14 protein-coding genes are annotated in these 21140 nt (G+C 71.9%); 5 read left to right on the forward strand and 9 right to left on the reverse strand.

Going from position 1 to position 21140, the window contains the following annotated elements:
- Positions 1-22 precede the first annotated feature (22 nt).
- Together AMK18_RS17285 and AMK18_RS17290 are read left to right on the forward strand one after the other, a co-directional pair.
- Positions 23-853: a hypothetical protein gene (locus AMK18_RS17285; RefSeq protein ID WP_241836584.1), complete on the forward strand. Its 831-nt coding sequence runs from the start codon at positions 23-25 to the stop codon at positions 851-853.
- Positions 854-951: 98 nt separating this feature from the next.
- On the forward strand, positions 952-1575 hold the full coding sequence (locus AMK18_RS17290) for a class F sortase (protein ID WP_073863463.1): 624 nt from the start codon (positions 952-954) through the stop codon (positions 1573-1575).
- Positions 1576-1617: 42 nt separating this feature from the next.
- Here the strand turns inward: AMK18_RS17290 and AMK18_RS17295 are convergent, their stop codons facing one another.
- Positions 1618-2406, reverse strand: coding sequence for a sulfite exporter TauE/SafE family protein (locus AMK18_RS17295; RefSeq protein ID WP_073863746.1), 789 nt, complete (start codon positions 2404-2406; stop codon positions 1618-1620).
- 282 nt (positions 2407-2688) lie between these two features.
- Here AMK18_RS17295 and nirB point away from each other — a divergent pair, with 282 nt between their 5' ends.
- The 3 genes from nirB to AMK18_RS17310 all read left to right on the forward strand — a co-directional run bounded on the left by nirB (position 2689) and on the right by AMK18_RS17310 (position 6637).
- Positions 2689-5283 (forward strand): nitrite reductase large subunit NirB, encoded by a 2595-nt coding sequence (gene nirB / locus AMK18_RS17300; RefSeq protein WP_073863747.1) that lies wholly within the window; start codon positions 2689-2691, stop codon positions 5281-5283.
- Entirely contained in the window at positions 5283-5642 is a 360-nt protein-coding gene (gene nirD, locus AMK18_RS17305; RefSeq protein WP_073863464.1) for a nitrite reductase small subunit NirD, read from the forward strand. The genes nirB and nirD overlap by 1 nt, the downstream gene beginning before the upstream one ends.
- 74 nt (positions 5643-5716) lie before the next feature.
- Complete coding sequence (locus AMK18_RS17310) at positions 5717-6637, forward strand: oxidoreductase (RefSeq protein WP_073863465.1); 921 nt, start codon at positions 5717-5719, stop codon at positions 6635-6637.
- A 16-nt stretch (positions 6638-6653) separates the two neighbouring features.
- Here the strand turns inward: AMK18_RS17310 and AMK18_RS17315 are convergent, their stop codons facing one another.
- From AMK18_RS17315 to dusB, 8 genes are all read right to left on the reverse strand, one after another.
- Positions 6654-7058, reverse strand: coding sequence for a VOC family protein (locus AMK18_RS17315; RefSeq protein WP_018103286.1), 405 nt, complete (start codon positions 7056-7058; stop codon positions 6654-6656).
- 114 nt (positions 7059-7172) lie between these two features.
- A complete protein-coding gene (locus AMK18_RS17320; protein WP_198957022.1) occupies positions 7173-8159 on the reverse strand; it encodes an ArsR/SmtB family transcription factor in 987 nt (328 codons plus the stop codon).
- 505 nt (positions 8160-8664) lie between these two features.
- Positions 8665-11376 carry a pyruvate, phosphate dikinase gene (gene ppdK / locus AMK18_RS17325; RefSeq protein ID WP_073863466.1) on the reverse strand — a complete coding sequence of 904 codons (2712 nt, stop codon included), beginning with the start codon at positions 11374-11376 and terminating at the stop codon, positions 8665-8667.
- A gap of 496 nt (positions 11377-11872) precedes the next feature.
- Positions 11873-15385, reverse strand: coding sequence for a tetratricopeptide repeat protein (locus AMK18_RS17330; protein WP_073863467.1), 3513 nt, complete (start codon positions 15383-15385; stop codon positions 11873-11875).
- Complete coding sequence (locus AMK18_RS17335; protein WP_073863468.1) at positions 15385-16368, reverse strand: AAA family ATPase; 984 nt, start codon at positions 16366-16368, stop codon at positions 15385-15387. Before AMK18_RS17335 ends, AMK18_RS17330 begins: the two co-directional genes overlap by 1 nt.
- Before the next feature lie 20 nt (positions 16369-16388).
- Positions 16389-18629: a VMAP-C domain-containing protein gene (locus AMK18_RS17340; protein WP_073863469.1), complete on the reverse strand. Its 2241-nt coding sequence runs from the start codon at positions 18627-18629 to the stop codon at positions 16389-16391.
- Positions 18626-19741: a hypothetical protein gene (locus AMK18_RS17345; protein WP_241836585.1), complete on the reverse strand. Its 1116-nt coding sequence runs from the start codon at positions 19739-19741 to the stop codon at positions 18626-18628. The genes AMK18_RS17340 and AMK18_RS17345 overlap by 4 nt, the downstream gene beginning before the upstream one ends.
- A 200-nt stretch (positions 19742-19941) precedes the next feature.
- Positions 19942-21090: a tRNA dihydrouridine synthase DusB gene (gene dusB / locus AMK18_RS17350; protein WP_018103283.1), complete on the reverse strand. Its 1149-nt coding sequence runs from the start codon at positions 21088-21090 to the stop codon at positions 19942-19944.
- Between the last annotated feature and the right edge of the window lie 50 nt (positions 21091-21140).

Raw genomic sequence — 21140 nt, forward strand, 5'->3', positions numbered from 1 at the left:
CCCCTGCTCGGAGGAAACCCCCATGCGCCGTCCTGCCCGACTCGTGACCGGCACCGCCGCCGCGGCCCTGGCCGCCGCCGCGCTCGGCCTCAGCGCCGCCGCCCCGTCCGCGTACGGGGACGAGACGGCGCCACTGACGATCACCCCCGCCAGCGCGGCGCCGGGCGCCACGGTCACCGTGGACACCACCGCCTGCGGGGGTGACAGCGCCGCGACCGGCGACGCGAGCGCGCTGGACGCCCCGGAGTTCCCGCTGGCGCCCGCCTCCCTCGAAGAGGCCCTGGCCGGCTCCTTCCGGGTGCCCGGCGGCGTCGCGCCCGGGTCGTACGGCATCGGCGTGGACTGCGCGAACGGCAAGAAAGCCACCGGCGAGATCGAGGTGAAGGCCGCGGGCTCCTCGCGCGACGAGGACGCCGCCCCCACCGGGACCACCGACGCGCCCACGTACGACTTCTCCGACCTCGACGGGCTGGGCGACGACGAGGACACGGAGGGGCTGGACGGCCTCGACAGCCTCGACGGGCTCGACGCCGAGTCCGCCGGAGCCGCCCGCATCCCGGACGCCCCCGCCGAGGCCGGCCGCTCCACGCCCACCGAGCGCCCGACCGGGTCCGGGCGTGACCAGACGGGCTCCGGCCGCGACGAGACCGGGGCAGGCCGCGAGACGCCCTCCGGGCACCGGACCTCGGCCGCGCCCACCGCCCCCTCGGGGCACGTGAAGACCGGAGTCGGCGGCAGCGTCGGCCCCGACACCACCCAGATCGCGGCGGGAGCCGGCGTCCTCGCCGCTGCCGCCGTCGGCGGAGCCTGGCTCCTGCGTCGCCGGGCGAGCGGCACGCGGGACGCCGGCTGACGGAGGCATCCACCCCTCCGTACCGCCCGGTGTCCGTCCCGGTGGCCCCGCGCCACCGGGACGGGACCGTTTCCGCTTCCGCACCCCGGAGGACCACCGTGTCCCAGAAGGCCAAGGGCTGGCTGCTCGTCGTCGTGGCGCTGGCCGGTGTCTGGCTGATCCAGAACGGCGCGGACACCCGGCTCACCCCGCCCGGCCCGGCCGCCGCCCAGGCGTTCGCCGCCGGGCCCGCCCTGCTGCCCGGCTCCCCGGTCGCCGAGCCGCTGCGCCCCTCCGCGCCCGTCCGCATCCGGATTCCCAGCATCCGGGTCGACGCGCCGATGATGCGGCTCGGGCTCGGGGCGGACGGCAGCCTGGACGTGCCGCCGGCCGGGAACACGGACATCGTCGGCTGGTGGAAGGACGGCACGCCGCCCGGCGCCAAGGGCACCGCGATCGTCGCCGGACACGTCGACAACGCGGAGGGCCCGTCGGTCTTCTACGACCTGGGCTCACTGAAGAAGGGCAGCACCGTCGAGGTGGACCGGCAGGACGGCCGTACCGCCGTCTTCGCGCTCGATGCGATCGAGGTGTACGAGAACGACGACTTCCCCGACCAGCGGGTCTACGGCGCCTCCGAGCACGCCTCGCTGCGCCTGATCACCTGCGGCGGCGGCTACTCCGACGCGACCGGCTACCGGGGGAACGTGGTGGCGTACGCCCACCTCACGAGCGTGCGCTGAGCCCCGCCGTACGGAAAATCGGCTCTGCCACCGCACGAAGAGTCAGCTCTGCCACTGGTCGAACCCGAGCTTCGCCACCAGCGAGAACACCACCACCAACAGCACCCCGCGCACGAACTCGCTGCCCTTGCGCAGCGCCATCCGTGCGCCCAGCAGTCCGCCCGCCAGGTTGAACACCGCCATGAGCGCCGCCAGCTGCCACAGCACGTTGCCCTGGTAGGCGAACATCGCGAGCGCCCCGGCGTTGGTGCAGACGTTGACGATCTTCGCGGTGGCCGACGCGGTCACCAGGTCGAGGTGGAGCACGGCGGTCAGGGCGAGCACCAGGAAGGTGCCCGTACCGGGTCCGAACAGCCCGTCGTACAGGCCGATGCCGCCGCCCACCAGGGCGATCGCGGTGATCCTGCGGGCCCGGGTGACCTGGGGCGGGACGCCGTCCCCGGCGGCCCGGCCGAACTGGGGCCGCAGCATCACGAATCCGGCGACCGCCAGCAGCACCACCATGATCACCGGCCGCAGCACCTCGCTGCTGATCCCGGCGGCGAAGAACGCGCCGGTCATCGACCCGGCCAGGGCCGCGAGCCCGATCCGGACCGCCGTGCCCACCTTCACCGGCGCCTTGCGCGCGTAGGTGACGGCGGCGCCCGAGGTGCCGACGATGGCGACCGCCTTGTTGGTGCCGAGGATCTGCGCGGCCGGCAGGTGCGGCAGACCGAGCAGCAGCGCGGGCAGCAGGAGCAGTCCGCCGCCCCCGACCACCGCGTCGACCCAGCCCGCCGCGGCGGCGGCGAGGCACAGCACGACAAGGGTGGTCAGGGTGATGTCCGGCATGAGCACGACCCTATGAAGCGGATGCGTGCACCGTCCAACCGTTCCGGGGCCGCACCGGGAAAGTTGAGCCAACTCTGAGGTTTCCGCAGGACAAGGCCCCCTTTCCGGCCTCCGCCGGCCGCCTCACAGGCCTTTCGGGCGGGTGCTGAGCGCAAGGTTCCTCCCGGGAAACAGCGGGGAACCGGCCGGGTAACACCGCCCGGACACGCTTGTGGTCATGAGCACACAGGCCCGGCGCCTGTGGCCCTGCCGAATCTGCTCACCGACGACGGAGGCCCCGAGATGCCGGTGTCCACTCCCCCGACCGCCCCCACCTCAGGCCCTGCCGCCGTGCCGACGCTCGTGGTCGTCGGACACGGGATGGTCGGCCAGCGCTTCCTGGAGGCCCTGGCCGAGCGCGGCCTGACCGGGGCCGCCGGGACCGCCCGGGTCGTCGTCCTGTGCGAGGAGCCCCGCGCCGCCTACGACCGGGTCCAGCTGACCTCGTACTTCGCCGGGAGGACCCCGGACGAGCTGTCGATGGTCGAGGACGGCTTCATGGAGCGGCACGGCTTCGAACTGCGGCTCGGCGACCCGGCGGTGGCCGTGGACCGCGCCGCCCGTACGGTCACCGCGCGGTCCGGCGAGGTCTTCGCGTACGACACGCTGGTGCTGGCGACCGGGTCCTATCCGTTCGTGCCGCCGGTCCCCGGCAGGGACAGCACCGGCTGCTTCGTCTACCGGACGATCGAGGACCTGCTCGCCATCGAGGAGTACGCGAAGAACGCGACGACCGGCGCGGTGGTCGGCGGCGGGCTGCTCGGTCTGGAGGCGGCCGGCGCGCTGAAGGGCCTCGGCCTGGAGACGCACGTCGTGGAGTTCGCGCCCCGGCTGATGCCCGTCCAGGTGGACGAGGGCGGGGGCGCGGCGCTGCTGCGCACCATCGAGGACATGGGCCTGACCGTGCACACCGGGGTCGGGACGCAGGAGGTGACCGCGGGCGGGGACGGCGCGGTGACCGGGATGGCGCTCTCCGACGGGTCCTCGCTCGCCACGGACCTGGTGGTGTTCTCGGCCGGGGTGCGTCCGCGCGACCAGCTGGCCCGGGAGTGCGGGCTCGCGGTCGGGGAGCGCGGCGGGATCGTCGTGGACGAGGAGTGCCGGACCTCCGACCCGGCGGTCTTCGCCATCGGCGAGTGCGCGCTCGCCTCGGACGGCCGGGTGTACGGGCTGGTGGCGCCGGGTTACGAGATGGCGCTGACCGCCGCCGAGGTGATCGCCGGCAAGGCGGCCGCGTTCACCGGCGCCGATCTGTCGACCAAGCTGAAGCTGCTCGGCGTGGATGTGGCCTCGTTCGGCGACGCGCACGGCACCGCCGAGGGCTGCCTCGACGTGGTCTATTCGGACGCCCGCTCCGGGGTCTACAAGAAGCTGGTAATGGCGGCGGACGGCACCCTGCTGGGCGGGGTGCTGGTGGGGGACGCCGACCAGTACGGCACGCTGCGCCCGATGACCGGGAGCGTGCTGCCCGTCGCCCCCGAGCAGCTGGTGCTCCCGGCGGGCGCGGGCGGTCCGGTGGCGCTCGGCCCGTCCGCGCTGCCCGACGAGGCGGTGATCTGCTCCTGCCACAACGTCACCAAGGGCGCGATCTGCGAGCACACCACGCTCCCCGAGGTGAAGAAGTGCACCAAGGCGGGCACCGGCTGCGGCAGTTGCGTCAAGGTGATCGGCCAGCTGCTCCCGCAGAGCCAGGACGCGGGCCTGTGCGGCTGCTTCCCGTACACCCGCAGCGAGCTGTACGAGATCGTCCGCACCCTGCGCATCACCTCGTACGCGGACCTCCTCGACTCCCACGGGCGGGAGGAGGCCCGGGGCGGCGACGGCTGCGAGGTCTGCAAGCCCACGGTCGGCTCGGTCATCGCCTCGCTCGCCCCGACGGTCGGTGCCAGCGGCTATGTCCTGGACGGCGAGCAGGCGGCCCTCCAGGACACCAACGACCACTTCCTGGCCAACCTCCAGCGCAACGGCTCGTACTCGATCGTGCCGCGCATACCCGGCGGCGAGATCACCCCGGAGAAGCTGATCGTGATCGGCGAGGTGGCCCGCGACTTCGGGCTCTACACCAAGATCACCGGCGGTCAGCGCATCGACCTCTTCGGCGCCCGGGTCGACCAGCTGCCGCTGATCTGGACGCGGCTCGTCGACGCGGGCTTCGAGTCCGGGCACGCGTACGGGAAGTCGCTGCGGACGGTCAAGTCCTGTGTCGGGCAGACCTGGTGCCGCTACGGCGTGCAGGACTCCGTGAAGATGGCGATCGACCTGGAGCTGCGCTACCGGGGGCTGCGCTCCCCGCACAAGCTGAAGTCGGCGGTCTCGGGGTGCGCCCGCGAGTGCGCGGAGGCCCGGGGCAAGGACTTCGGGATCATCGCCACGGCGGGCGGCTGGAACCTCTACGTGGGCGGCAACGGCGGCGCCACCCCGCGCCACGCCGACCTGCTCGCCCAGGACCTGTCCGACGCCGAACTGGTCCGGCTGATCGACCGGTTCCTGATGTTCTACATCCGCACCGCGGACCGGCTGGAGCGCACCTCGGCCTGGCTGGAGCGGATCGAGGGCGGCCTGGAGCACGTCCGGGACGTCGTCGTGCACGACAGCCTCGGGCTCTGCGAGGAGCTGGAGCGGCTGATGGCCGACCATGTGCGCGGCTACCGCGACGAGTGGGCCGAGACCATCAACGACCCGGAGCGGCTGCGCCGGTTCGTCACCTTCGTCAACGCGCCCGACGCGCCCGACCCGTCGGTGAAGTTCGTCCCGGAACGCGACCAGGTCAAGCCCGACCTGGACATCCTCGCGGGCCCGGTTCTCGCCATCCGCACTCTTGAAGGGACCGCCTCCTGATGACCACGCAGACACTGGAGACCGCGCAGGACACCCGGACCGTCCGGCTCGCCGCCGGGGAGGGCTGGCTCACGGTGTGCGACCGCTCGCTGCTGACCCCGGGCCGCGGGGTCGCCGCCCTCCTCCCGGACGGCCGGCAGGTCGCGCTCTTCCTGGACCGGGCAGGGCGGACGTACGCCATCGACAACCGCGACCCGTTCACCGGGGCCTACGTCCTCTCGCGGGGCCTGGTCGGCTCGGACGGCGGGCAGCCCTTCGTCGCCTCGCCCCTGCTCAAGCAGCGCTTCGACCTGGCGACGGGGGCCTGCCTGGACGACGACGAGGTCTCCGTACCGGTCTTCGAGGTACGCGCGGACTGACGCGCACCGGCGGCCGGAAGTACCCCCGAACGGGTGCTTCCGGCCATCCGCGTGCCCGGTCGTACGCTTGATCCATGACCCAGGGCTGGAGCGCGCGCGACATACCCGACCAGAGCGGCCGCACCGCCGTGGTGACCGGGGCCAACAGCGGGATCGGGATCATCACCGCCCGTGAGCTGGCCCGTTGCGGGGCCAGGGTGCTCCTCGCCTGCCGCGACGAACGGCGCGGCGAGGAGGCGGCGGCCCGCATCCGGTACGCGGTACGCGGCGCGGACGTGGAGTTCGCCCCGCTCGATCTGGCCGATCTGTCCTCGGTGCGCGCGTTCGCCAAGGGCCTCCGGGCGGACCGGCTCGACCTGCTGATCAACAACGCCGGGGTGATGGCCCTGCCGTACGGGCGGACCGCCGACGGCTTCGAGACCCAGTTCGGCGTCAACCACCTCGGGCACTTCGCGCTCACCGGGCTGCTGCTGCCGAGGCTGACGGCCACCGGGGGCGCCCGGGTGGTGACCGTCTCCAGCGGGCTGCACGCCTTGGCCGACATCGACATGGGCGACCTCAACAGCGAGCGGAACTACCGCCGCTGGACCGCCTACGGCCGCTCGAAGACCGCGAACCTGCTCTTCGTCCACGAGCTGGCCCGGCGGCTCGCGGCGGCCGGCAGCGGACTGGTGGCCGCCGCCGCGCACCCGGGCCTCGCCGCGACCGACCTGCACACGGCGGCGGCCCGGATGGAGCGGCGCAGGGTGGCGGAGCGCGTCATGAGCCTCGCCAACGTCGTCGCACAGCCCGCGTCGGCCGGGGCCCTGCCCACGCTGTACGCGGCCACCGCGCCGGGCGTGCGCCCCGACTCGTTCACCGGCCCCCGGGTGCTGGGCTGGCGCGGCGCGCCCGGACCGTCCTGGCGGGCGGCCCGGACGCGCGGCGATGTGGCGGGCGAACGGCTGTGGGTGGCCTCGGAGCAGCTGACCGGGGTGACGTACGCGGGGCTGTAGCCCGGCCCTCGGCGGCTCAGCCCTCGACGGCGGACGGGTCCATCCAGATGACCTCCCACATGTGGTGGTCCGGGTCCTGGAAGGAACGGCCGTACATGAAGCCGAGGTCCTGCGTCTCGTTGGCGGGCGATCCGCCGTTGGCGAGGGCGGCCTCGGTCAGCTCGTCCACCTTCTCCCGGCTGTCGGCGCTGAGCGCGAGGATCACCTCGGTGGACGCGGACGCGTCGGCGATGTCCTTCTTGGTGAAGTCCTTGAAGCGCTCCTCCTGGAGGAGCATCGCGAAGATCGTGTCGCTGATGACGAGGCAGGCGGTGCGCTCGTCGCTGAACTGCGGGTTGAAGGAGTAGCCCAGCTTCGCGAAGAAGTTCTTCGACGTCTCCAGGTCCTTGACCGGCAGGTTCACGAAGATCATCTGGGGCATGGCCGTCTCGCTCTCTCGGTGCTCTGGTTCCGTGTGCGTCTTCTCGACTGGTAGACGCCGGGGCCGCCCGGAACTCATCGGTGCGGGCCGCGGATCCTTTCCGTACGGGGCACCTCACGAAACCGCGACCGGCGCCCCTCCCCTCAGCAGCGAGCCGCCCAGCGGGGTCAGGGTGTGCTGGACGGAGCTGCCGTGCCGCAGGGTGTGGACGAGCCCCGCCTCGCGCAGGACGCAGGCGTGCTGGCTGGCCGAGGCGAGGGAGACCCCGGCGCGCCGGGCCAGTTCGCTGGTGGTGCAGCCGTCGCCGATGGCCCGCAGGACCGTGGAGCGGGTCTGCCCGAGGAGCCGGCCGAGCGAGGGGCCCGGGTCGGCGAAGGCGGGGGCGGCCCGGTGGGCGACCGGGTAGACCAGGACCGGCGGGAGCAGGGGGTCGCGCAGCACGACGGGGGCGCCCCGGCAGAAGTAGGACGGCTGGAGGAGCAGTCCGCGTCCGTCCAGGTGGAGATCGCGGTCCACTGGGTAGTCCGCCTCCAGGACGGGCGCCCGCCAGCGGATGACCGGGGGCAGCGAGGCGAGCAGTTCGTCGGTGCCGCCGTCCAGGAGGGCGCGGCCCCGGATCGCCCGGTCGGCCTCGACGGCGGAGCGGATGTGCGGCCAGTACGGCTCGACGGCGGCGCGGTGGTAGTCCCGTAAGGCGGCGACGAGGCGGCCCACGGGTTCGGCGCCGCCCTCGCGCAGGGGGTCGAGGCGGGCGGCCCGCCGGGCGCCGGGGTCCCCGAGGAGGGCGATCTCGGCGCTCAGACGCTCGGGCGGGGTGGCGCGCACGGCTTCCATTCCGGCGTCGAGTCCGAGCGGTTCGGCGCTTTCCTGAGAAGGCGTCAGGAAGTCGGGAAAATATCCGCGCTGCGGGACCACCGCGGACAGCAGACGTACTTCACCGCTCAACCGTGGGCGGGTTTCGGTGCGCCATTTCCCGAAGACCGCGGAAGCCCTCCGGTCCCTCAGCCGGTGAAAGCTGAGAATGGTCTCCCACAGCGCGTCCGGCCCGGAGGCCATCCGCACCCTGGAAAGGTCCCATCCGGAGACATGGATACGCAGCACCGAACTCCCACCCCTTGCACCTGCAATTTCCCCCCTCGCAAGAGTATGCGAATCGTAACAGCACGTCACCACGGGGTTTCGGCCAGAGGTGAAACGCCTCGCCGGGACCGCCCGCCGGACGAAAAGCTGTACGGCGTCGGGTGCGATTCCGGAGCCACCGGAAGAGCGAGTGAAGGCCGTGGGGGGTTTTGCTCGTTCGGCGGCGGTTGGCAAAGGTGCGGCTCCGCACTCGATGGGGGTAAGCCGGGTGCGGCCCGTGGATGGGGATCCACGGGCCGCACCCCGGTCCGTTCAACTCGATTTCTTTGCGCATTAAACGAAGCAATGGACACCGGTCATCGCATTTACCGGGACATGACAACGTTGTGCGCCGACCGGCCGCGTACGCCAAGACGGCGGCACCCCCGCACAGGGTGCCGCCGCCTCCGGAATTCCGCGTCCGCCGCCGGTTCGGGTGAGGGTGGGATCACCGGCGGCGGAAGCGGAATCGGTAGGGGATGACGCGTCAGCGGCTGTCGCTCGCCCGCGCCCCGGCCGCCGCCCGGCCCGCCTCCAGACGCGCCACCGGAATGCGGAACGGCGAGCAGGAGACGTAGTCGAGACCGGCCTCGTGGAAGAAGTGCACCGACTCGGGGTCGCCGCCGTGCTCCCCGCAGATGCCCAGCTTCAGGTCCGGGCGGGTGGCCCGGCCGGCCGCGACGGCGCTCTTCACCAGCGAGCCGACGCCGTCCTTGTCGATCGTCTCGAACGGCGACACCCCGAAGATGCCCTTCTCCAGGTAGGCGGTGAAGAAGGAGGCCTCCACGTCGTCGCGGGAGAAGCCCCACACCGTCTGGGTCAGGTCGTTGGTGCCGAAGGAGAAGAACTCCGCCGCCTCCGCGATCTGAGCGGCGGTCAGCGCGGCGCGCGGCAGCTCGATCATGGTGCCGATCTTCAGCTTGAGGTCGGTGCCCGTGGCGGCCTGGACCTCGGCGATGACCCGGTCCGCCTCCTCGCGGACGATCTCCAGCTCCTGGACCGTGCCGACGAGCGGGATCATGATCTCGGCGCGCGGGTCGCCCTTGGCGTTCTTGCGGGCGGCGGCCGCCTCGGCGATGGCCCGCACCTGCATGGCGAACAGGCCGGGGATGACCAGGCCGAGGCGCACCCCGCGCAGCCCCAGCATCGGGTTCTGCTCGTGCAGCTTGTGCACGGCCTGGAGGAGCCTGAGGTCGTTCTCGTTGGCGTCCTTGCGGGCCTCGGCGAGGGCCACGCGTACCGAGAGCTCCGTGATGTCCGGCAGGAACTCGTGCAGCGGCGGGTCGAGGAGCCGCACGGTGACCGGCAGCCCGTCCATCGCCTCGAACAGCTCGATGAAGTCCGCCTTCTGGAGCGGCAGCAGCTGCTCCAGGGCCGTCTCGCGCTCCTGGTCGGTGTCGGCCAGGATCAGCTTCTCGACCATCTCGCGGCGCTCGCCGAGGAACATGTGCTCGGTGCGGCAGAGGCCGATGCCCTGGGCGCCGAAGCGGCGGGCGCGCAGCGCGTCCTCCGCGCTGTCCGCGTTGGCCCGCACCCGCAGCCGGCGCACCCGGTCCGCGTACGCCATGATCCGGTGCACGGCGGCGACCAGTTCGTCGGCGTCGTCGGCGCCCGCGTGCATCCGGCCCTCGAAGTACTCGACCACGGGGGACGGCACGACGGGGACCTCGCCGAGGTACACCTTGCCGGTGGAGCCGTCGACGGAGACGATGTCGCCCTCCTCCACGACGATGTCCCCGACCGTCAGGCGGCGGCGCTTGGTGTCGACCTCGATCTCCTCGGCGCCGCAGACACAGGTCTTGCCCATGCCCCGGGCGACGACGGCGGCGTGCGAGGTCTTCCCGCCGCGCGAGGTGAGGATGCCCTCGGCGGCGATCATGCCGTCCAGGTCGTCCGGGTTGGTCTCGCGGCGGATCAGGATGACCTTCTCGCCGGACCGGGACCACTTGACGGCGGTGTACGAGTCGAAGACCGCCTTGCCGACCGCCGCGCCGGGCGAGGCGGCGATGCCCCGGCCGAGCCGCTGGGTCTTCGCGGTGTCGTCGAAGCGCGGGAACATCAGCTGGGCGAGCTGGGCGCCGTTGACCCGCTGAAGGGCCTCGGCCTCGTCGATCAGCCCCTGGTCCACCAGCTGGGTCGCGATGCGGAAGGCGGCACCGGCGGTGCGCTTGCCGACCCGGGTCTGAAGCATCCACAGGTGGCCGCGCTCGATGGTGAACTCGATGTCGCAGAGGTCCTTGTAGTGGGTCTCCAGCGTCTCCATGATCGTCAGCAGCTGGTCGTACGACTGCTTGTCGATCGACTCCAGTTCGGCGAGCGGGACGGTGTTGCGGATGCCCGCGACGACGTCCTCGCCCTGCGCGTTCTGGAGGTAGTCGCCGTAGACGCCCTGGTGGCCGCTGGCCGGGTCCCGGGTGAAGGCGACGCCCGTCCCGGAGTCGGGGCCGAGGTTGCCGAAGACCATCGAGCAGACGTTGACGGCGGTGCCGAGGTCGCCGGGGATGCGCTCCTGGCGGCGGTAGAGCTTGGCCCGGTCGGTGTTCCACGAGTCGAAGACCGCCTTTATGGCCAGGTCCATCTGCTCGCGCGCGTCCTGCGGGAAGTCGCGTCCGGCGTCCCGCGCGACGATCTTCTTGAACTCCTTGACCAGCTTCTTCAGGTCGCCCGCGTCGAGGTCCACGTCGACTTTGACGCCCTTGGCCTCCTTCGCGGCCTCCAGCGCCTCCTCGAAGAGCTCGCCGTCCACCCCGAGCACGGTCTTGCCGAACATCTGGATCAGCCGGCGGTAGGAGTCCCACGCGAAGCGCTCGTCACCGGCCTGGGCGGCGAGGCCCGCCACGGAGGCGTCGGAGAGGCCGATGTTGAGGACGGTGTCCATCATCCCGGGCATCGAGAACTTGGCGCCGGAGCGTACGGAGACCAGCAGCGGATCGTCGGCCTGGCCGAGCTTCTTGCCCATCCGCGTCTCCAGGGCGTCGAGGTGCGCACTCACCTCGTCGCGGAGGGCGGCCGGCTCGTCACCGCTGTCCAGGTAGACCTTGCACGCCTCGGTGGTGATCGTGAAGCCGGGCGGGACGGGGAGCCCGAGGTTGGTCATCTCGGCGAGGTTGGCCCCCTTCCCGCCGAGGAGGTCCTTCAGATCCTTGTTGCCTTCGGTGAAGTCGTAGACGAACTTCTGCACATCTTTGTTTTCCGACACGGTCTCGACTCCTCGAAGACGCGGTGGCTGCCCTGACGGCGAGGAACATACCCAGATCGAAGGTGCCTGGGTACGTCCACTTGCGCGTCGTGCGGCCGTAACCACCCGTCCGCCAGCAGATCGAAAGTGGAGTCAGTCGGAGTCCCACCCTGGAGATTCGTTCATTTCTTGAACAGATGAATACACAAAGCGAGCTCACACCCCGGTTGTCGCAACAATGCGTGAGGGAAGCGTCGATCGATCAAAGTCCGAGCCGTTGGCACGCAGTGCCGACATTTGACAAGTGGATTCCCCGGACGGGCGCTCATATGAGCGACTCGGTCATCAAGCGTGGCGAGGATCACGCCAAAGAAGCCGCTCAGATGTCACCATACGGACGCCCCAAGGGCGGCGGACAGTGTCACCGCAGTCACTCATGGCGACTCGCTAGCCATTGATATGTCGCGCACTGGGAGGCAGGGGGTGAATCACACGCGATTCACCATCCTGCAACTGCTCATTTGAGCGGAGTGGTAGGTGGGGCACCCGGTGCCGCCAGGGACTCGATCGCCGTACGCACGATCTTGTGGTCCTCGCCCAGCTCCCGGGACGCGATATCCCGCACCGCCGTCCACTCGGCGCGGGCGCGGTCCGCCAGCCCGAGGGCGGCAAATGCGTCGCCGAGCCGCTGACGGGAGCGGAGGGTGTCGGGGTGTGCCTCGCCTCGCCGGGTGCGGCGTCCCTCGACGACGGAGGTGAGGATGTCGGCGGCCTCCTGATGACGGCCCGCGGCGGTCAGGGCGACGCCGTACCGGTATCCGGCGGACAGCGCCGGCACGGCGTCCGGTTCCATCGCACGCACATGCGCTTCGTACGCGAGACCCAGTTGCCCGGCCGCCTCCTTGTGCTGTCCGAGGCGTGCGAGGAGCACCGCCATCCGCTGCCAGGTCTTGGCCTTCGACAGGCTCCACTCGGGCAGGGTTCGCTCCTCGATGACCAGCAGCTCGCGGCAGACGGCGAGTGCCTCGTCGTCCTCGTGCAGCATCTCCAGCACGAGCACCAGGCGATACATGGTCGTTCCCGCAGAAGGATCATCGCGGCCGAACTCCTCCAACTCGTCCGCCAAGAGGGAGCGCAACACCTGCTCCGCCTCCTGCAGCCGTCCGGCCTCACTCAGGATGGTGCCGAAGTTTCTCCGCATGGCAAAGCTCGTTCTAGGTGCCTCGTCACCCAGGGCCGCCACCTGCTCCAGCACCGTCCGGTACAGCAGCAGTGCCTCGTCGTACTCCTTCAGAGCCGCATAAACCAGCGCCCGTGCCTCGCGGATCAGAAGCGTCTCGCGATGTGACTCCCCCAGCCTCGCCGCCGCGCTCGGCTCCAGCACCTCCACCATGGTCCGAGCCTCCTCCGAGCGGTCGAGGAGACGGAGCAGGTTGATCAGGTCGCGCCGCGCCCGGAAACTGATTAGTGCATTCGGTCCGTGGTGTCGCTCGCTGGCCTCGACGGTGGCCCTGCGGAACGGTTCGGCCTCCTCATGCCGATCGCTGTCAACAAGGAGGTCGGCAAGCCCGTCCAGAACCTGCACAGCTCCCCCGCCCCTCACCTCTTCGGACGCCTCCATTGCCAGGATCCCGCTTCTCAACTCGTTCTCCGCCTCCTGGTACCGGCCCTGGGCTTCCAGCACCGTGGCAAACCAAGACCGGGAAAGGAGCCTTGTCTCCAGGGGGACACCGTTCTCCGGGTCGTTCTCCCATGCGAGCACGGAACGCAGCAGCACCTCCGCTTCGCGGTGTCGGCCCAGGCCGCGGAGAGCGTACGCCTGATGCTTCTTGAGCTGTGTGTGGTCCGCTTGGTCGGCCTCGGCACCGAGGCGATCGAAGGTCTCCAGCAGTGGGCGCCCCTCCTCCTCGGCCTCGGCGTACCAACCGTCGTCATAGAACATCTCGTGCAAATAGCGTCGAGCGTTGAGGGTGTACCTGTGCTCAGCCCCGTGTGCCTTCGCGGACATGCTGATGATCGCCCTCATGTGCGTCACCGCTTCGGTCGTCTCACCCAGACCGCTGAGCGCGATGGCAAGGTAGCCGCGCGCGTTCCGGGTGATCAGACTGGTGTCCGTCAGCAGCCCTTCCAGCACTTCCCGGATCAGACCCAGCAGCTCAGCCTGATGGTCACGCAAACGGCAGTCCGTGATCCGCCTCGCAAGTTCCGGAACGACCGCGACAGGCGACCAGCCAGTTTCCGGGAACCATTCTTCGCTCCGCTCCGAAATGCGCTCCGCCTGCTGGTCCACGATGCCCGGGACGACAGGGTCAGCAAGGAGCCGCCGGGCGAAGGCAGTCAGTGCGGGGGCCACCCGCTCCATCACATACAGCTCCTCAGGGCCCCCCGGACCCTCGGCGACCGGCTCGGGCTCCGGGACCTCCGCTCGCGGGTCGGAGCGCCTCGCGTCGGTGAGGCCGAGGCGGCGCAAGAGTTCCGGGGAGGCCGCGGCGAAGGGGCCGGCGTGGTCGGGGAGGCTCGTCGTGGCGCCGGGGCCGTCGCCGGAGAGTCGGGCGCGGAAATCGGGCCCCGGACCGCTGCGTTCCAGGAGGTACGCGGCGACGCGGTCGGCGGTGTCCAGAGCCACGGACGTGCGGACGGTGTCGAGGAGGAGGTCGGCGACGCCGGGGAGGAAGGCGTACTCGGCGCCGTCGCCGGCCGTGCTCTGGTCCGTGCGGCGCAGCAGGCCGCCGAGGAAGACCTCAGCGAGCTGGGCGCGGTGGAAGGTGCCCCCGGTGGCGCGGTGGGCCTCGTGGACGACGCGCATGACGGGCAGGGTGAGCGGGGTAACCGAGGCCAGGGCGCCGGCCAGTCTCCGGCCCTCCGGGGAGGCGGCCTCCCGGAAGCGGCGGAACCGCTCCTCGGGGGTCGGCGGAGGCTCCGGGGCGGGCGTCGCCGGCTCGGGCCCGGGGACCGGGTCGCTGTCGGGGATCATCAGCACCGGCAACGCGGCGCGGCTGTCGCCCTCGGTGAGCAGGGAGACCCAGGAGGCGAGCTGCCCTTCGGCGGCCTCCAAGACCGGGACGGGGGTGCCATCGTAGGACACGAGCTCGGGCGGGAGCACGGGGTGGCTAACGCGCAGGGCACGGCCGGGGGCGGCCGGGTGGCGGGAGCGGACCAGGAGGCGTTCGGCGGGGTGACCGCCGGGCTCAGGCCACATCCGTTCGGGCAGCGGCTGGAGGATCGCGACGGGATCCTTCCGCGCCCAGCCCCGCAGCAGGGCGGGGACGGCGCCGGAGCGCCAGGCGGGTCCGACCATGTCGGAGACCACGAGGACCAGAGTGGGGCGCACCGAGTCGGTCCGCAGGACGGCCGGCGGGTGCAGGCCGCGGGCGAAGGGGCGGGCGTGCAGCAGCGGGCCGGGGCCGCCGGAGCTGTCGAGACCATGGACCCGGATGTCGTGGAAGGCACCCTGGCTCTCCAGCAGGGCGCGGACCTCGGCCGCGTACCGCTGCCAGAGCACCATGGAGGGGCCGTCGTCGACCACGAGGACGGCGCTCAGCCAGCGTTCGGGCCGGGGCCGCATGACGGGTTCGGGCAGGGCGGACTCGGCCATCCGGTCGACGGTCGCCGTCTCGTCGAGCACCAGGTCGGTGCGGGAGGCGACCGTGCGGCGCAGCGGGCGCATGGACCGGTTCAGAGCACGCTGCGCCTCCAGTGACCGGACCCCGGTCACGGCGACCGGGCGCGACGTGCCCGCAGCGGGGCCAGCGGCCGCGGGGGCGTACAGGCCCTGCGGCTCTGCACGTTCCGGTTCGGGTTCTGGCAGCACCGGGAGGTCGTGGCCGGACCGGCGCGCGTCGTGGTCGCCCTCCGCCTCCTCCGGTTCGAGGGGGCGGACCGGGCGGGTGTCCGGCTCCGGGCCGGGCGGCGGCTCGTGCTCCGGCCCGCCCCGCCGCCGCACCTCGGCGATCCACAGGACGTCGAGCAGCTCCTCGGTGGAAAGGTCCACTCCAGCGCGGCCGAGCAGGGAGGTGAGCCGGTCGAACATCAGGCGTCCAGGTCCCCGAGCGAGCGGAACACCGTGTCGCGCAGCCTGTCGAAGTCCATCGCCGCGCCCGAGACGCGCAGATGGACGGCGTTGAGCAGCTGGTCGGTCGCCAGGTCGTGCGCCTGGTTGTCGCGCAGCCTCAGGAACTCCTCGATCAGCTGCTCGGCATGTGCGGCAGCGTCCGTGCCGAGGTGCATGCCGATGATGGAGCGCAGCTGTTCGGCGTCCGGCTGCTTGAGGTCCAGACGGACGCAGCGGCGCAGGAACGCGGGCGGGAACTCGCGTTCGCCGTTGCTCGTGATGACCACGACGGGGAAGGTGCGGCAGGTAACCCGGCCGCCGGTGACGGTGACCCGGCCATCGTCCGGGCCGGTGACCCGGATCGCCGCCGAATCTTCCTTCAGCCGGGCCAGTTCGGGGATCTCGTAGGTCCCCTCCTCGAACACGGTGAGCAGGTCGTTGGGCAGGTCGACGTCACCCTTGTCCAGCTCGTCGATGAGCAGCACCCTCGGTTCGTCGCGCGGCAGCAGGGCGGTGCCGAGCGGGCCGAGCCGGAGGTAGTCGCCGATGTCGGACTCGGCGATGTCCCCGTCGCCGGTGCCGCCGCGCAGCGAGGTGTCCCTGAGGCGGCCGACCGCGTCGTAGCGGTACAGCCCCTCGGCCAGGGTGGAGCGGCTGTTGACCGGCCAGTGCAGGACCTCGCCCAGGCAGAGTTCGCGCGCGACGGCACGGGCCAGCGTGGACTTGCCCGTGCCGGGGCGGCCGGTGACGAGCAGCGGGCGGTGCAGATGGAGAGCGGTATTCACGATGTCGCGGTCGGTCTCGGAGATCACGTACCGGCGCCGGGGACGCTCGGGCACCGTCTCCTCGCCCTCCTTCGGGCCCTCGCCGCCGAAGGTCCGCCACGGCGGTGGCGCGGGCCATACGGTGACGGGATGCGGCTCGACGTCGCCTCCGTGGAAGAGCCGCCAGTCGGTGCTCATCGGTTCCCTCGTCTCGTGCTTCATGGTGCGGACAGATCGAGGCGCGGGGGCAGTTGCCGTTCCGGGTCGTCCCAAAGGAGGGCCAGCCCGCCACGCGGGTGCGTGTCGTCGCCGTCGCATTCCGCCCGCAGCCTACGCAACCGGGCGGGCAGTTCCGGCAGCGGACAGTCCGCCAGGAATTCCTTCAACTCCTCTGCAGCACGCTCCGGTTCGCCGTGGCCGCACCAGACCATCACGGGGACGCCGCCGAAGACGCAGGCGGTGAAGACGTCCGTGCGTGGGGCGGCGGACGGGGATACGGCAGCCACGACGACGCCCGGCGCGTTCTCGCGGGCGCTCACACAGCCGTGCGCCGCCTTCATCGTGGGCAGATCGCCGGGGAGCCAGTGCAGGTCGCCGGTCCGAGCGCGCGCCACCTGCTCCCAGCGGCCGAGCCAGAGGTGTTCCTGCTTGGGGCGGCGGTGTTCCATGCAGCGGACGGCGACCGGGAACTCGGCCCCCAGCGAGCGTTCGAAGGGGCCGTCGGAGCGGATCTGCCATCGGTGGACGTCCAGTTCGAGATCTCGGGCGTCCAGGAAGAATTCCACCGGAGTGCTGTGAACCCGCCCGTGCCGGGCCAGGATCGTGTCCACCGCGCGCTCGATCTCGGCCGGCTCCACGGCCGTATCCCTGACCTCGACGGACTCCGCGCCCGAGGCGCCGTGCGTCCACACCTGGTACGTGCGGTGCCCGGCAGGTCCGGACGGCGCGGAGAGCCGGATCTGCACGCGTTCGTCCGCCGCCCCCGCGGCCGCCACCTGTTCAGTGATCGCGTCGCGCCGGACGGCCAGGACGGCCGGCAGCCTGTCGTCCAGCCGTCGGGCGCACCCGTCCGACCACAGCCGCAGCGTCTTGGCGTACGGGCCGTCCCCGGCAGCGGCAGCGGCACGTTCGACCGTGCCCAGCAGTCGGGGCAGCCGGGGCAAGTCGGGGAGCAGGGCCTCCAGCGCGTCGATGACCTCCTTCGGCGCGGTCGCCGTGAGGTCGGTGCCCACCGCCTCCTTGCGGGCCGTGTGCGCGAACTCTCTTGCCGCCTCGGTGGGCTGGGCGTCGAGCAGGGCGACCAGGGCGTCGTACTCACCGCAGAGGAGCCAACGGCCGGGGGCGAGTTGGTGACTCTCGGCCTTCATGGACACCAGATCGGCCGGTTCCACCCCGCGTTCCGAGGCCGCCAGCACATGGATCAGCGTGGGAACCCCGTGCGGGCGGCTCATGGCCCAGTCGACGAGGGCCGCCGCGTCGACGGCGGACGGCTCGCAAGGCAGCGAGGTGCCCAGTTCCGCGCCGAGCCGGTAGGCGGTCCGGTCCAGGTCGGGGCCGCCGTCGACCAGTGCGGCACGGACCAGCAGGGCCAGCCGATCGCGCGCGGGATTCGTAGTGGCCGGCGGGGCCGGCGCGCGTCCGGGCACGTAATCGTCTTCGTCGTTGTCCCAGTTGCGGCACAGCACCGTCGGCACCTGGCCGGCGCCGTCTCGCGCCTCCACCTCCGCGAAGTAGCGTCGGATCCGGCCCCACACCCCGTCGAGGTCAGGGGCAGCGGCCGGGTCGCGCCGCGATCCCGCCTCCAGTTCATCCATCACTTTCGAGGTGAAGAGCCCCGCTCCTTGCACGGACTTGGCCGCCTCACCCGGCCTCGACGCCCGCATCACGAACAACGGGCGGTCTACGTTGGCCTCCGTCCTGTTGGTGAGGGGATCGGCCTCCGAAGCGTGGGCCTGCTCGCCCGGCCTCAGGGTCGTACGGCAGGCGTCCAGGACGACGACGGCGCGCTGCGCCGCACGGGCGGGCAGCCGGTCCGTACGCAGCAGGGAGATCAGGTTCTCGGCATCCACCCCCTGTGGGTCGCCGTCACGGGACTCCGGATAGAGCAGGCTCCAGCGGTTGTGCGCGGCCTGCACCCCGTGGCCCGCCCAGTACACCCAGAGCCAGTCGACGTCGAGGGCGCGCAGCTCGTCCTGGAAGACGCGGCGGACATGCTGCCGGTCCGCCGTGCTGCGCCGGACCCCGGTGAACTCGGCGAGGAGCCCCTCGTTCCGCTCAAGGGGCGAGGCCAGCAGGTGCATCTGGTCCTCGGGGACCCCCAGGCCGCGCAGCCAGCGCATCATGCGGGCGGCGTCGTTCGCCGGTCCGTCCAGGTCCCAGCCGTCCCCGCCGGTCGCGTACCGCTCGACCGCCACGACGACCGCGTGGGTGCGCCGCCAGTCGTGCCCGGGGGGTCTCACGGCAGCTCGGCCGCTATGCGCTCGTACAGACCCTGATGCGCGAAATAGCCGGTGTGGGAGCGGGGGAAGGGCTGGCGCAGGTTGACCCGCACATCGGTGACGCGGCCGGGGAACACCCGCTCCCCGACGAACCCGAGCAGGTCCCTGCGGTCGTACACGTTGATCCAGCGAGGGAACGTGGCGGGCAGTTCGTCGCCGCGCCGCAGCCCGGCCAGTGCGTCGATCTCGTAGAGGAACGGCGCCTGCGAGCCGACCGTGATCAGCAGGTCGACGCCGTGGGCGGGCTCCATGGACAGCAGGTCGAAAGAGGCGATGCCGCCGAGGCTGTGGGCGAGTAGGACGACGGGGCCGCCCTCGCGCTCCCTGGTCAGCGCGACGGTGTCGGCGATCCGGTTGCGCAGTCCGGTCCCCCGGCCCTGGTAGCGGAGGATGTCGCCGCTGCCCGGGAGGATCTTGCCGGTCATCCGGCGGCGGCCCACCTGGACGGCGGGCGAGGAGACCCACAGGAGCGGGTCGCCGAGCAGCCGGCCGCCGACCCAGGACGCGGCGCCCTTGAGGCCGCGGTCGGTGCCGCCGATGCGGTCGGTGAGCACCCGCACCAGGGCGTCGCGGTCCGCGCCGTCCACCGGCAGCGGCTCCTCGGCTTCCTCGGCGTGCTCGGTCAGCCGGGTCGCGAGGGCGACGACCGCGCGGGCAGCCATCGCCTCGGCGTCGCGGCCCGGGGCGGTGCCGGAGAGCCGCAGCGACAGTTCCTCGGCGACGAGCGGGGCGGCGTCGGCCAGCCGGGGGCCCAGCTCCTCGGCGAGCGCGGCGGCGTCGCCGTCGCCCGTCGCGTCCGTCACCGGGCCGGCCTCGGCGAGCGCGCGCACCCGTCCGGCGAGGGCGTCCCACGGGTCCGTGCGGCCGGGCGCGAAGCCGCCGCCCTCGTCCTCCCCGGAACTGTCCGCGAGCAGTTCGATCTCCGCGAACGGGTCTTGTTCGAGCAGCGCCCACACGGCGAGCGGATCGTCCGCGGCGGCCCCGGGCAGGGCCCGGTCCTGCTCCCGTTCCGGGAAGCTGGCGCCGCCCAGCGCCAGATGGGCTCCGTAGGCGTCGCCCCAGTAGCAGGGCACGAGATTCACCTCGGGCCGCACCCGCGCGAGTCCGCGCGCGACCCGCCGAAAGGACGTCCGGTACGACTTCTCCCGCACGCCCGTTCCGTGCACAAAGACAACGCTCGTCACACGATCCCCCACTGTGGCCGAGTCACGCATTCTAACGAACGGACGGGCCGTCAGTCCCGGTGTCTGTGACAGTGGTTGGGACCGCCGACTCAGCCTCCGGAGGTGTCCAGCTCCGCGTCGGCGCTGATGCCCGCGCAGTCGTACGGGTCCTTCAGCCAGCCGTCCGGGAGGGCCACCCGGTTGTTGCCCGAGGTGCGCCCGCGGGGGCCGTCGGCGCCGTCCGGCCAGGGCTGGTCGAGGTCCAGCTCCTGGAGCTGGGAGCCCAGCTCCTCCAGCGAGGAGGTGATCGCCAGCTTCTTGCGCATCTCGGAGCCCACCGCGAAGCCCTTGAGGTACCAGGCGACGTGCTTGCGGAAGTCGATCACGCCCCGCGCCTCGTCGCCGATCCACTCCCCCAGCAGCGTCGCGTGCCGCAGCATCACATCGGCGACGGTGCGCAGCGTGGGCGCCTGCCGGGTCCGCGTGCCCTCGAACGCGCTGACCAGGTCGCCGAAGAGCCAGGGGCGGCCCAGGCAGCCGCGCCCCACGACCACGCCGTCGCAGCCGGTCTCGCGCATCATGCGCAGGGCGTCGTCCGCGCACCAGATGTCGCCGTTGCCGAGCACCGGGATCTCCGGGACGTGCTCCTTGAGCCGGGCGATGGCGTCCCAGTCGGCGGTGCCGCCGTAGTGCTGGGCGGTGGTCCTGCCGTGCAGAGCGACCGCCGTGACGCCCTCCTCGACGGCGATCCGGCCGGCGTCGAGGTAGGTGAGGTGGTCGTCGTCGATGCCCTTGCGCATCTTGATCGTGACGGGCAGGTCCCCGGCCCGGGAGACCGCCTCGTGCAGGATCGCGCGCAGCAGCGGCCGCTTGTACGGGAGGGCCGAGCCGCCGCCCTTGCGGGTGACCTTGGGGACCGGGCAGCCGAAGTTGAGGTCGATGTGGTCGGCGAGGTTCTCGTCCACGATCATGCTGACGGCCTTGCCGACCGTGTCCGGGTCGACTCCGTACAGCTGGATCGAGCGCGGGGTCTCGGTCGCGTCGAAGTGGATGAGCTGCATGGTCTTCTCGTTGCGCTCGACCAGGGCCCTCGTCGTGATCATCTCGCTGACGAACAGCCCCTTGCCGCCCGAGAACTCCCGGCACAGCGTGCGGAAGGGGGCGTTGGTGATGCCGGCCATGGGCGCGAGGACCACCGGCGGCTGCACGGTGTGCGGGCCGATGCGGAGCAGCGAGGGCGAGGGGGCGAGCGTGGTCATGGCCCCATTGTCCCGTACCCCGGCGACTGCTCCGGGGGCGGTGGCGCCCC

Source organism: Streptomyces sp. CB01249 (assembly GCF_001905735.1).
Classification (GTDB): domain Bacteria; phylum Actinomycetota; class Actinomycetes; order Streptomycetales; family Streptomycetaceae; genus Streptomyces.

What these genes read in the sequence shown, in the direction of transcription:
- dusB (WP_018103283.1), bottom strand. Translation starts at nt 21,090, where the DNA reads ATGACCACGCTCGCCCCCTCGCCCTCGCTGCTCCGCATCGGCCCGCAC.
- nirB (WP_073863747.1), top strand. Translation starts at nt 2,689, where the DNA reads ATGCCGGTGTCCACTCCCCCGACCGCCCCCACCTCAGGCCCTGCCGCC.
- AMK18_RS17285 (WP_241836584.1), top strand. Translation starts at nt 23, where the DNA reads ATGCGCCGTCCTGCCCGACTCGTGACCGGCACCGCCGCCGCGGCCCTG.
- AMK18_RS17335 (WP_073863468.1), bottom strand. Translation starts at nt 16,368, where the DNA reads ATGAGCACCGACTGGCGGCTCTTCCACGGAGGCGACGTCGAGCCGCAT.
- AMK18_RS17315 (WP_018103286.1), bottom strand. Translation starts at nt 7,058, where the DNA reads ATGCCCCAGATGATCTTCGTGAACCTGCCGGTCAAGGACCTGGAGACG.
- AMK18_RS17295 (WP_073863746.1), bottom strand. Translation starts at nt 2,406, where the DNA reads ATGCCGGACATCACCCTGACCACCCTTGTCGTGCTGTGCCTCGCCGCC.
- AMK18_RS17310 (WP_073863465.1), top strand. Translation starts at nt 5,717, where the DNA reads ATGACCCAGGGCTGGAGCGCGCGCGACATACCCGACCAGAGCGGCCGC.
- nirD (WP_073863464.1), top strand. Translation starts at nt 5,283, where the DNA reads ATGACCACGCAGACACTGGAGACCGCGCAGGACACCCGGACCGTCCGG.
- AMK18_RS17330 (WP_073863467.1), bottom strand. Translation starts at nt 15,385, where the DNA reads ATGTTCGACCGGCTCACCTCCCTGCTCGGCCGCGCTGGAGTGGACCTT.